The 10,698-nt window shown below is 42.2% G+C and carries 11 protein-coding genes and 1 tRNA gene; 9 read left to right on the top strand and 3 right to left on the bottom strand.

Going from position 1 to position 10,698, the window contains the following annotated elements:
* The coding region (locus V7K42_RS25260; RefSeq protein WP_334919993.1) for a zinc-dependent metalloprotease at positions 1-977 on the top strand (977 nt) is incomplete at its 5' end.
* A gap of 84 nt (positions 978-1,061) precedes the next feature.
* Here the strand turns inward: V7K42_RS25260 and V7K42_RS25255 are convergent.
* On the bottom strand, positions 1,062-1,949 hold the full coding sequence (locus tag V7K42_RS25255) for an alpha/beta fold hydrolase (protein ID WP_334919992.1): 888 nt from the start codon (positions 1,947-1,949) through the stop codon (positions 1,062-1,064).
* Positions 1,950-2,234: 285 nt separating this feature from the next.
* Between V7K42_RS25255 and V7K42_RS25250 the strand changes: the two genes are divergently transcribed.
* A complete protein-coding gene (locus V7K42_RS25250) occupies positions 2,235-3,890 on the top strand; it encodes a metallophosphoesterase family protein (protein ID WP_334919991.1) in 1,656 nt (551 codons plus the stop codon).
* Positions 3,891-4,060: 170 nt separating this feature from the next.
* Here the strand turns inward: V7K42_RS25250 and V7K42_RS25245 are convergent, their stop codons facing one another.
* A complete protein-coding gene (locus V7K42_RS25245) occupies positions 4,061-4,993 on the bottom strand; it encodes a serine hydrolase (RefSeq protein WP_334919990.1) in 933 nt (310 codons plus the stop codon).
* A 9-nt stretch (positions 4,994-5,002) separates the two neighbouring features.
* On the opposite strand from V7K42_RS25245, the gene V7K42_RS25240 reads away from it, so the two are divergent.
* The 3 genes from V7K42_RS25240 to V7K42_RS25230 all read left to right on the top strand — a co-directional run bounded on the left by V7K42_RS25240 (position 5,003) and on the right by V7K42_RS25230 (position 8,158).
* Positions 5,003-5,707, top strand: a complete 705-nt coding sequence (locus V7K42_RS25240) for a C40 family peptidase (RefSeq protein WP_334919989.1) — start codon at positions 5,003-5,005, stop codon at positions 5,705-5,707.
* 14 nt (positions 5,708-5,721) lie between these two features.
* Entirely contained in the window at positions 5,722-6,735 is a 1,014-nt protein-coding gene (locus tag V7K42_RS25235) for a glycosyltransferase family 2 protein (protein WP_334919988.1), read from the top strand.
* A gap of 169 nt (positions 6,736-6,904) precedes the next feature.
* Positions 6,905-8,158, top strand: a complete 1,254-nt coding sequence (locus tag V7K42_RS25230; protein WP_334919987.1) for an MFS transporter — start codon at positions 6,905-6,907, stop codon at positions 8,156-8,158.
* A 24-nt stretch (positions 8,159-8,182) separates the two neighbouring features.
* Here V7K42_RS25230 and V7K42_RS25225 read toward each other — a convergent pair.
* A tRNA-Arg gene (locus tag V7K42_RS25225) sits at positions 8,183-8,256 on the bottom strand.
* A gap of 34 nt (positions 8,257-8,290) precedes the next feature.
* Between V7K42_RS25225 and moaC the strand changes: the two genes are divergently transcribed.
* The 4 genes from moaC to V7K42_RS25205 all read left to right on the top strand — a co-directional run bounded on the left by moaC (position 8,291) and on the right by V7K42_RS25205 (position 10,496).
* Complete coding sequence (gene moaC / locus V7K42_RS25220) at positions 8,291-8,800, top strand: cyclic pyranopterin monophosphate synthase MoaC (RefSeq protein WP_334919986.1); 510 nt, start codon at positions 8,291-8,293, stop codon at positions 8,798-8,800.
* Between the two features lie 507 nt (positions 8,801-9,307).
* Positions 9,308-9,565, top strand: coding sequence for a 2TM domain-containing protein (locus V7K42_RS25215; protein ID WP_094329485.1), 258 nt, complete (start codon positions 9,308-9,310; stop codon positions 9,563-9,565).
* A 119-nt stretch (positions 9,566-9,684) separates the two neighbouring features.
* On the top strand, positions 9,685-9,993 hold the full coding sequence (locus V7K42_RS25210) for a DUF3181 family protein (RefSeq protein ID WP_334919985.1): 309 nt from the start codon (positions 9,685-9,687) through the stop codon (positions 9,991-9,993).
* A 287-nt stretch (positions 9,994-10,280) separates the two neighbouring features.
* Positions 10,281-10,496: an acetyltransferase gene (locus V7K42_RS25205; RefSeq protein ID WP_334919984.1), complete on the top strand. Its 216-nt coding sequence runs from the start codon at positions 10,281-10,283 to the stop codon at positions 10,494-10,496.
* Positions 10,497-10,698 lie beyond the last annotated feature (202 nt).

Raw genomic sequence — 10,698 nt, 5'->3', positions numbered from 1 at the left:
CATCAGCAGCAATTGAGGGAATCATTCCAGAATCAGAAAAAAGTTTTTTAGAGCAGATTGCACTGGCATCGCCTCAACCAGAATTATCTTACGCAACTGATGAGGATATTTGGGACATTAATCCTTTAGCAAATGTCTGGGATATGAGTAGTGATGTGCTACTTTATTCGCAGTGGCAAATGGATAATGCCCGCGTGATGTGGGAGCGTCTTGACAAGGGTTATCTATCGAAAGGAGAAAGATATAGTAACCTGCGCGTCTCATTCAATAGAGTTTTTAAATATTATTTTCGGAACGCCACTTTGCTTTCTAAATACATTGGTGGACAATCGTTTCGCCGCCTCCATGATAGTGATGATGCTTCTTGGACATTTGTACCAGTTTCACTTTTAAAACAACGTCAGGCATTGACGAAGTTGCAAGAGTATGTATTTGCTGAGGATGCTTTCAGTTTTTCACCACAATTGCTCAATCAACTAGCACCATCGCACTGGGAACACTGGGGTAGTTCTGTACCTAATAACCGCCTTGATTATCCAATTCACGAAAGTATTTTGAAGTTTCAAAGTGCGGTGCTGCGATCGCTATTAGACAGCGATCGCCTGAATCGTTTACAAGATATCGAATTAAAAACGCTACCTGGGCAAGCACTTTCTATCCCAGAACTGTTTGACACTCTGCAAACAGGCATCTGGACAGAAGTTTTAACCCCAGGAGAACCAAAGCCAATTTCTAGCGTCCGCCGTTCGCTGCAACGGGAATATTTGAATATTCTGCTAGAGATGATGTTGGGTACTACTAATACACCTGAAGATGGACGGACATTAGCTTGGTATGAATTGCGTCAACTGCAAAAAGCCATTGATGTCAGACTTAAGCAACTTACTGAAAGCCTCGATATTTACACTTTAGCCCACTTAGAAGCTTCTGGCGATCGCATCACCAAAGCATTAAACGCGCAGTTACTCTCTAAGTAGACATTTGTTATTTGTCATTTGTCATTTGTCATTGGGGAGAATAACATTACCTCTTTCTCCTCTGTTCCCTGCTCCCTGCCCCAGTTACCTAAGATATTGTTGCAATAGGCCAATGACAACTTCTGGCATTTCTAAATGAGGTAATATTCCTGCATCTGCGATCGCATAAAAATCTCGAATTGCATTTGGATTTAGATTTGCCAAGCGTCGTCCTAATTTGATGTTGGTAAATTGTGCCTTTTCTCCCCAAAACATCACGGTGGGAATTGTCAATTGTTGAATATATAAACTCAGATCGAAGTAAAGATCGCCCCGTAAAAATGCTAAAGCGGCAAACTTGCCATTAGGGTGTTGTGCAGAGGTTAAATAAGCCTCTACCATTTCTTGGGATACTCGTTGCGACTTAGCAAACAGAAAACTTTGTAAAAAATTTCTTACTGCAATTTCATTTTCAGCACCAAGGATATAAATAAAATTGTCCAACAGAGGCGCATTGATTACCGAAAGCGGAAGTCTGCGTCCAGCACCTTGCCCAAAATCATCAAATCCAGAGGGAGACACCAAAAACAGCGCTTTGAATAAATTGGGTTGAACAATAGCTAGGCGGATAGCAAAAGCGGCTGTTAAAGATGAGGCTACCACCGTTACTGGCTGGCGACAAGTTTCGATGATAAACTCTGCGATCGTGCTAAGATAATCGCCAATTTTATAATCCCGGACGGGATGAGCCGATTCTCCCCAGCCGATTAAATCGGGGGCTAAAATCTGGTAATTAGAGGCAAAAGCCGGGTAAACTTTAGACCATTCATAAGCAGATGCCCCACCACCAAAGTTATGAAGAAACAAGAGTGGAGGTAAATCTTCAGCATCAGCGTTCGTCCAAGGTGCATTCGTTTGGGTGTAGTAAACCATTGCCCCTAATGATGTATGGATAAGTTTATGTCCAAAGCCAGAAGGTTGAAACTGAAGCATAAAATTAAAAAGTTAGTTTAATAGCACTTTACCCGAAAGCAAAATTATTCAGCAGCGTTTAGAGGGTGTAAAGAACACGAAAAATAGCCCCAAAATTAAGCAATAAAAATAGGCCGCTTTCAACAAGCTAATACTAAAATTGCGTTCAGTCATAGATACCCGATAAAATTTGGTATGTTACTCATGCTCAGACACTTACGCAACCGTAAAATTTCCTTAGTAACTATACTTGCGCTTGTTATATGCTTTACTCTGGTAAGCGTGCGTTCATTTGGGCAAACAATTATGACATCAGCACCCCAACTGCTTACCGACCCATTTTTGCAACTGCCAACTGAAACCTCAGTGCGAGTAGTTTGGTTTACTGACTTTGCTGGTGTTAATCATACAGTAACCTACGGTGAAAATCTCAAACTAAGTGTTAAGGCAGATACTACCAAACTCACTCGCACGCGTGAAGACCAAGAATCAAGAGTTGGAAACCAAACCAAAGACGGCGAAGTTTATCAAAAACCCGTCCAGCGTGACATCTGGCGACATGAGGCTGAGGTAACTGGGTTAACTGCTGATGCGCGGGTAAATTATCGTGTTACGAGTGTGCGAGAAGACAACGAGAGTGCTAGCAGTGATGTTTTTAGCCTCGCAGCTACTCCCAAACCAGATACACCACTAAAAATTTTACTCACCTCTGACCATCAATTAAAGCCGATGACATCGGCAAATCTGCAAAAGGTGGTAGAAACAGTTGGACGAGTCGATGGAGTCTGGTTTGCTGGCGATTTGGTCAATGTTAGCGATCGCGCCTCAGAATGGTTTGATGATAATAGTGGTGGTGCGTTGTTTCCCGGTTTACAAGGTCGTGCTAAATATCACATGACGCACGACAGTGTTAAAACAACCTACACTGGTGGACAAATAATTCAAAATGCACCCATGTTTACTTGTATTGGTAATCATGAGGTGATGGGGCGATTTGCGAGGGCGGGAAGTTTAGATGGTGAATTTGATGATACAATCCCTCGTACAGTTGCTCAAAAAATCTATCGAGACAAATCTTTAATCGATAATTCTTTTAATACTAATACCTACGAAGAGATTTTTTCTTTACCCAAAAGTAAAGAGGGTGGAAAAAGGTATTATGCAGTTACCTTTGGTGATGTGCGTTTGGTGGTACTGTATGCTACGAATATGTGGCGGACTCCCAGCTTAAATGGAAAGCGTAAGGGGAGATATCTCGAAGCCGAAAATGATTTAAATAATCCTGAAGATTGGGGTTATGGACAGGTGATTTATGAGCCAATTGCTAAAGGTAGCAAGCAGTATAATTGGCTAGAAGCAGAACTGAAAAGCCCTGAGTTTAAACAGGCAAAATACAAAGTTGTGATGTTCCATCATCCACCCCATACTTTGGGTGATAATATAGTTCCTGCTTATACAGAACCTGTTCAAATAATTGAACAGGATGGGAAGAATATTAAAGCTGTGCGTTACGAATACCCCAAAGATGCAGATTATATTATCCGCGATGTTGTGCCTTTATTAGAAGCGGCTAATGTGCAATTGGTATTTTATGGACATTCTCATTTGTGGAACCGTTTTGTTAGTCATAGTGGAATGCACTTTTTAGAAACATCTAATGTGGGCAATACTTACGGCGCTGCTTGGGGCGATAGAAAGCGAGAAGTGCCAATTGGATATCAAGAGGATTATGTTAAGCTTGGCGATCCCAATGAGTTAGAACCGATAGTGCCAACAATTGCTCCTTTGTTAGGCGAAGATGGTAAGCCGATGCCTTATATTTCAAGTAATGATATTACGGTTTTTAGTATCTTTGATACGGGGATGGGTACGATAAGCAGTTATCGTTTTGATACTCGCAAGCCTGATTCGGAAGTATTGAAGTTTGATGAATTTAAGTTGAAATATAGCAATCCTATTTGATTTGTGAAAATAGTTGGCTTTAGATCCCCGACTTATTGAAAAAGTCGGGGATCTTGTTGTTCAATACGGTTCAGTTAAGGCTAAATTTATTAAAGTCCATTTTTTAACGAACCGCAGAGGCGCAGAGAACGCAGAGAGAAGAAAGAAATGCTTAATCTAAGTAGTATGGATTATAAATTGCTTATAGCTTCGGCAACTTGCCCAGAAACAAAGGGCAAAATATCCTGACTCTTAGCTTGGGCTTTACCTTCAGTAAATACTACTAAAAGGTAAGGACGCTGTTCTGGTAACTCAATATATGCAGCATCATGGCGAACTTGACTTGTCCAACCTGCTTTTGACCAAATTTGAGCATTTTTAGGAAGTCCACCACCTAAGAAACCTGTTACTTGATTTTCCTCGCTGTCAGGTGACAAATCATCGAGAGTCCGTTTTAGTAAAGCCATCATTGCTTGCGATCGCCCACTTGAAACGGCAACTCCACCTACAATACTATGTAGTAACCTGGCGATCGCATTTGTTGTCAACATATTACGATTTTCCAGTAACTCTCCCACAAAGGCCCGTTCCCGTCCATAAGGGCCATCACCCCAAGTTTTTTGACAGACGTTAATTGTCTCCATTTCTTCCCAACCCAAAGATTGGTAATAGCGGTTAATGATATTACGCTGATATTTCCAGGTTTCAAAGGGCCCTGTTGGTAATTCTGGCCCGGATGTAGTACCACTTAAAATATCCACAACCAAGTTGGTAGCATCGTTACTAGAATCGACAATCATATCCCGCAAAGCGCGTTCCAATTCCTTAGAGATTTGACTCATGCCTTTTTCTAGCCATTCATTTACCGCTACTAGGTAAAATAGCTTGACTACACTGGCGGGATAAATTCGTTCAACACCGCGATAAGTAAAACCACGGACTGGATGTTCCCAAAAAGCTTTGGGAGTCAGCGCCCCACCAGTATTTACTAGCACTGGGGGATCGTAAACAACCCAAGTCAAGGCAATTTGATTCCGGGCTAAAGTCGGAAATGCTGCCCAAGTTGCATCTAAAATGCCATTACCAATATTTTCGAGTTGTTCGTCTTTATTAAAAAAAATCATTCTCTAATAATGTCCTTTAATCTAAAATCCAAAATCCAAAATCCAAAATCAGGGGAGTATCAGTGTTTAGCTGATCTGAATTTATATGATTCTCCTGAATGTACGCGTTTATCAACTCAATCTGCATCTGGAAGACATTTGTGGGTAACATCAAATCATCAAAATTTAGCGGTCGAGGTGTATTTATGTGAAGATGACTATCCTGCCTGGATCTCTGTTTCAGATTTTGATTCATTACAACCTGCTACTGTACCTTATCGAGCGGCAACATTTTCTGAATCTGAGATTAAAAAACTCCTAGCAGAGGTTATTGCCTTTACCCAAAAAGCGATGCAACAATCAAATTATTACCTTTGGGGTGGTACAGTTGGGCCAAATTATGACTGTTCTGGGTTGATGCAGGCGGCGTTTGCTTCGGTGGGTATTTGGCTACCCAGAGATGCTTATCAACAGGAAGGATTCACTCAAGCAATTACTATTGCAGAATTAGTAGCTGGGGATCTGGTATTTTTTGGTACTAGTCAAAAAGCAACCCATGTTGGACTTTATTTGGTGGATGGTTATTACATCCATAGTTCTGGGAAAGATCAAGGACGGGACGGGATTGGGATTGATATTCTCTCGGAACAGGGAGATGCTGTTAGTCTGTCGTATTATCAGCAGCTGCGAGGGGCTGGGAGAGTTTTTCAGAGTTACGAACCACAGAGACGCTGAGGGCGCAGAGGTATATGAGGAGTGGGTTTGTCGATTCAGGGTTGAGTCAGGAGAATGGGACTATTTCCGTAATTGTCCCAGATGTTTCGGTGGTAGTGCCGATACATGATGAAGTGGAAAGTTTACCGCTTTTATTAGAAGCGATCGCATCTACTTTATCTTCTAGTCAGGTAAATTATGAAATCATCTGTGTGGATGATGGTTCTACAGATGGTTCTGGGGATTTTCTGAAAAAAGAGGCGCAAACCCGCACTGATTTAAAGGCGGTGATTTTGCGTCGCAACTACGGACAAACTGCGGCGATGGCTGCTGGGTTTCATTATGCAGTCGGGAAAGCGATCGTTACTTTAGATGCCGATCTCCAAAACGATCCGGCTGATATCCCTATGTTATTAAGAAAGCTGGATGAGGGTTACGATTTGGTGAGTGGTTGGCGGCAAAATCGCCAAGATGGTGCTGTAAATCGGTTACTTCCTTCCAAAATTGCCAATTGGCTAATTCGCCGTACCACTAGCGTCAATATTCATGATTATGGCTGTTCGCTGAAAGCCTATCGTGCAGAACTATTAGCAGATATGAATCTCTACGGCGAACTGCACCGATTTTTACCCGCTCTGGCATACATCGAAGGAGCTAGAATTACTGAAATACCCGTGCGTCATCACGCCCGTCGCTTTGGTCGGAGTAAATATGGCATTTGGCGGACATTCCGGGTGTTGATGGATTTGTTAACCATTCTATTTATGAAAAAATTCCTCACCCGCCCAATGCACGTTTTTGGACTGTTGGGCTTGATTTCAATGGTTTCGGGGACAGCGATCGGAATTTACCTGACTTTTGTCAAATTAGCTTTAGGTGAGATGATTGGCAATCGCCCCTTGTTAAGTTTAGCCGTTCTCCTGTTAGTAACTGGAGTGCAGTTATTTTGCTTCGGTCTCTTGGCAGAATTACTCATGCGTACATACCATGAATCCCAAGGGCGGCCTATCTATCGGGTGCGAGAAGTAGTAGCAAAAAATGTTAAGTAACGTAACAATGGTCATTAGTCATTGGTCATTGGTCATTGGTCATTGGTCATCGGGCATTGGGAATTGGGAATTGGGAATTGGGAATTGGAGCAAACAGGAAGTTATTCTCTTTTGACAAATGACAAATGACAAATGACAAATGACAAAAAACCATTAAATAGCATCTACCTTGAAAGCATTTAATACTTTTGATACCGAACTACGGCGCAACCTGCTTGTTTTATTTACAGCAGGTTTATTATTCTGGTCGAGCATATCTTCGCTCTTACCAACCTTACCGCTTTACATCGATGATGTGGGCGCAAGTAAGCAAGAAATTGGGATTGTAATGGGTAGTTTCGCCATTGGCTTATTGTTATCTCGCCCAATGCTGGGACGGTTAGCCGATGAACGCGATCGCAAAATTGTCTTGCTGATTGGTACTATAGTAGCCGCGATCGCCCCCTTTGGTTACTTGGCAACCCAATCAATTGGGCTATTAATCCTGGTGCGAATTTTTCACGGTATTAGCATTGCTGCTTTTACCACTGGCTACAGTGCCTTAATCGCAGATTTAGCCCCCACAGAAACTCGTGGCGAAATCATTGGTTACATGACTCTCGCAACTCCCCTTGGTTTAGCAATTGGCCCTGCCTTGGGTGGGTATTTAGAAGCTACAAGTGGCTACGGGATATTATTTCTGTTATCTGCCGAATTGGGTTTTGTCGCTCTTTTGGGGATTGTACAAGTTACTAATCCGCCAGTGCAGACACAAGAGCAAACTAAGGCTGAGGATCGCAATTTTTGGCAAATTTTGAGCAGCCCACAGGTGAAAGTTCCAACTATAGTTATGTTGCTGGTTGGTTTATCTCTCGGTGCTGTACATACCTTTGTGTCATTGTTCCTCAAATCCAGTCAGGTAGACTTCAACGGCGGACTGTTTTTTACAGCTTCGGCAATTTCTAGTTTTAGTATCAGGGTGTTTGCTGGTAAGGCAAGCGATCGCTTTGGTCGTGGTTTATTTATCACCTTTGGTATTTTTTTCTACGTTATAGCGTCAATACTGCTATGGCAGGCTCACAGTGCGATGTTTTTCTTATTGGCTGCGATCGCTGAAGGTGCTGGTGGTGGTACACTCATTTCCATGATGATTACTCTGATGGCAGACCGCTCGCTGCCGCAAGAACGGGGGCAAATTTTTGCTCTTTGCGTAGCTGGGCTTGACCTGGGAATTGCGATCGCTGCTCCTCTTTTGGGTAGCATCGCCGAACTTGTAGGCTACCGCGATATGTTTGGCTATGGTGCTGCGATCGCTTCTGTTGCACTGGTTATCTTCCTCACCCAATCGAGCAAAGATTTATCCAACTCCCTGCGCTTTGCACTAGGTCTGGCTCCAGATGCTTATGCCTTGAAAAACTTAAAAGTTAGGAGTGAAGAAATTTAATTCCTCACTCCTAACTTTAGAATACGGGCGAGGAGGGATTCGAACCCCCGACACCGTGGTCCGTAGCCACGTGCTCTAGTCCACTGAGCTACACGCCCTCACCGACAATCTATATTAACACGTTCTAACTAAATGACGCAAGATAATTTTCTATCTAATTTTGCCAGCTTAACCCATCTAGATCGCCAAGGACAGGCGCAGATGGTAGATGTGACGGGTAAAGCACCCACAATCCGCCAAGCAGTAGCCGAGGCCAATGTGCGGATGCTGCCAACAACCTTCGCCGCCATTCAAGCCGGAAATGTCCCAAAAGGTGATGTGTTAGCAACTGCAAGATTGGCGGGGATTATGGCAGCCAAGCAAACAGCCGCTTTAATTCCTCTGTGTCATCCGTTGCCTTTACAAAAAATAGCGGTCGAAATTATACCCGATCCCCAACTACCTGGTTATCAAATTCAAGCCACAGTCAAAACTAAAGCTGAAACTGGTGTAGAGATGGAAGCTTTAACTGCCGTTTCTGTGGCTGCTTTGACTTTATACGATATGGCAAAAGCTTTAGAGAAGTCGATTCAAATTGATTCGATTCGTTTAATAAGTAAGAGTGGCGGGAAATCGGGAGATTATTCTGTGTCAGAGCAGTAAGCTTTTGGGGAATGGGAAAGGGAGCAACGCGAAAAAGTGAGATCCTCGTGAAAAGAGCAGGGGGAGCAGGGGGAGCAGGGGGAGCAGGGGGAGCAGGGGGAGCAGGGGGAGTGAAGAGAAAACTTTAGTATTTTTTACGACCTTTATAGCTATAAATACACTTATTTCTTTCTCTTCCCCTGCCTCCCCTGCTCCCCCTGCCTCCCCTGCTCCCCGTGCTCACAAAATCGCATTGCTCCCATGGGAAATGGGAAATTGGTTATTAATTCTTCTCCTTTATTCCCACTCCCTACTCACGGCAGATTATCAGGATCAATGCCGAGATTACGCAAATATGCTGCTAACCGTTCAGCGCGTTGACGTTCTTGTTCTGCCCGTTGATTAAGTTCCAGCGAATTCAATTATGACTTCCAATTCAATTATGACTGGTTGTAAGGGTCTAATAGCAACCACTGCCACAAAAACCTTAGAATAAATAGGGTGTATTTAAATCTGTAACAAATATTTATGCCTCCTCGTTGGCCTCGCAAACCCGATCGCAAAGACCCTGATTACCGCAAGATCGATGACCGGATGAATTTTGCCACCCATGTAGCGATCGCTGCTACGATTAATTCTGGCTTGTGGTTTTTCCACATTTTGAAAGATACTACCTGGGAGTGGCTGCCTTGGGTGACTTTAAGTTGGACAGGAATAGTGTTGGTGCATTTGATTTATATTAGTGCGATCGCTAACTACACCGAAGCTCCACCCAAATCCACCTGAAGATGGATTACTCATGCTGGGGCAATTGTAACCTCTGGTAGTAGGATTAGCCTGTTAATTGAGCCATAATGTAAAAAAGCCTGAGATTTCGCACTTTTTCTTAATGTAGGGTTATTTTTATGGCTAAGACTAACACCACAGAACTACTAGAAGCCCTAGCAGCTGAAATTGGCGAAAATGTTTACATAGACATTGCCAAATGGCATCTTTATTTATCTAATGCCAAACTACATACTCTTGTTGCTGAACGACTGTATCCTTTAATTACTTCCAACAGTGTAAGTGAAGACCAAGTTTTAAAAGTCTTGCAATCAATTACAGTGAAAATTGGCGGTGGTAGAAGTGAACTTCCTTTAATTGATTTACTGCCAGTGCAATGCCAGGTTACTTTAGTTGATATTTTGGAGAAATATCAACGCGATTTATAATCGCTAAAACCAAGATTACTTTAGTTGGACAATTTTTTTAATCAGCATCTCCTAATTCGATTTTAGCTAATGAATTAGGTAGTATTTTTTTTACCAACTCTATAAAAATAAACTCTATAGTTACACATAGATTAATCTCGTGTAATTTCTGTGTAGATTATTAATAAAAATTTCCTTTAACAATTTAACAATTAAGGGATATCCGCGTTCAAAATCAGTTTAGATTTGAGTGATTTTCTATTGAGACTCGCTTTGAACTTTCATGCAAACTCATTGAGGCAATTTCTATGCTTTTACAAGTTAAAGATAGTGGCGAATTGGTGAAAATTCTGGAAATTCAAGAATTACTCGATCCCAATAGTAATGTCGTTCACGGGCGAGAACAACAAGGTGAAGAAGAACAGCCACCTGATACTTTTAAAAAAGAAAATCTCGTTTTCCCTTCAGGTGAAGTTTTACCACGCTGTTGGTTAGATGCCGATTATAGACACGACAACGGTTAATAGACTAGATCCCCGACAATTTTTACAAAGTCGGGGATCGATTGCTCACAAACAATTTATGATTGTTGGCGTTGCATAAATGCGAGATGAATTAGGTAAACACGGGAATTTGACAATACTTGAAATAATGCACATTTCACAGTAGAACACTTCAACTCATCCCTTGATTATGCAACGCCAGAATTACTATAGATTCTAAACT

It is taken from the genome of Nostoc sp. (assembly GCF_036917455.1).
Classification (GTDB): domain Bacteria; phylum Cyanobacteriota; class Cyanobacteriia; order Cyanobacteriales; family Nostocaceae; genus Nostoc.
This window is presented reverse-complemented; position numbering and strand designations above follow the sequence as displayed.

What these genes read in the sequence shown, in the direction of transcription:
- V7K42_RS25255 (WP_334919992.1), bottom strand. Translation starts at nt 1,949, where the DNA reads ATGCTTCAGTTTCAACCTTCTGGCTTTGGACATAAACTTATCCATACA.
- V7K42_RS25250 (WP_334919991.1), top strand. Translation starts at nt 2,235, where the DNA reads ATGACATCAGCACCCCAACTGCTTACCGACCCATTTTTGCAACTGCCA.
- V7K42_RS25245 (WP_334919990.1), bottom strand. Translation starts at nt 4,993, where the DNA reads ATGATTTTTTTTAATAAAGACGAACAACTCGAAAATATTGGTAATGGC.
- V7K42_RS25240 (WP_334919989.1), top strand. Translation starts at nt 5,003, where the DNA reads ATGTCCTTTAATCTAAAATCCAAAATCCAAAATCCAAAATCAGGGGAG.
- V7K42_RS25235 (WP_334919988.1), top strand. Translation starts at nt 5,722, where the DNA reads ATGAGGAGTGGGTTTGTCGATTCAGGGTTGAGTCAGGAGAATGGGACT.
- moaC (WP_334919986.1), top strand. Translation starts at nt 8,291, where the DNA reads ATGACGCAAGATAATTTTCTATCTAATTTTGCCAGCTTAACCCATCTA.
- V7K42_RS25215 (WP_094329485.1), top strand. Translation starts at nt 9,308, where the DNA reads ATGCCTCCTCGTTGGCCTCGCAAACCCGATCGCAAAGACCCTGATTAC.
- V7K42_RS25210 (WP_334919985.1), top strand. Translation starts at nt 9,685, where the DNA reads ATGGCTAAGACTAACACCACAGAACTACTAGAAGCCCTAGCAGCTGAA.
- V7K42_RS25205 (WP_334919984.1), top strand. Translation starts at nt 10,281, where the DNA reads ATGCTTTTACAAGTTAAAGATAGTGGCGAATTGGTGAAAATTCTGGAA.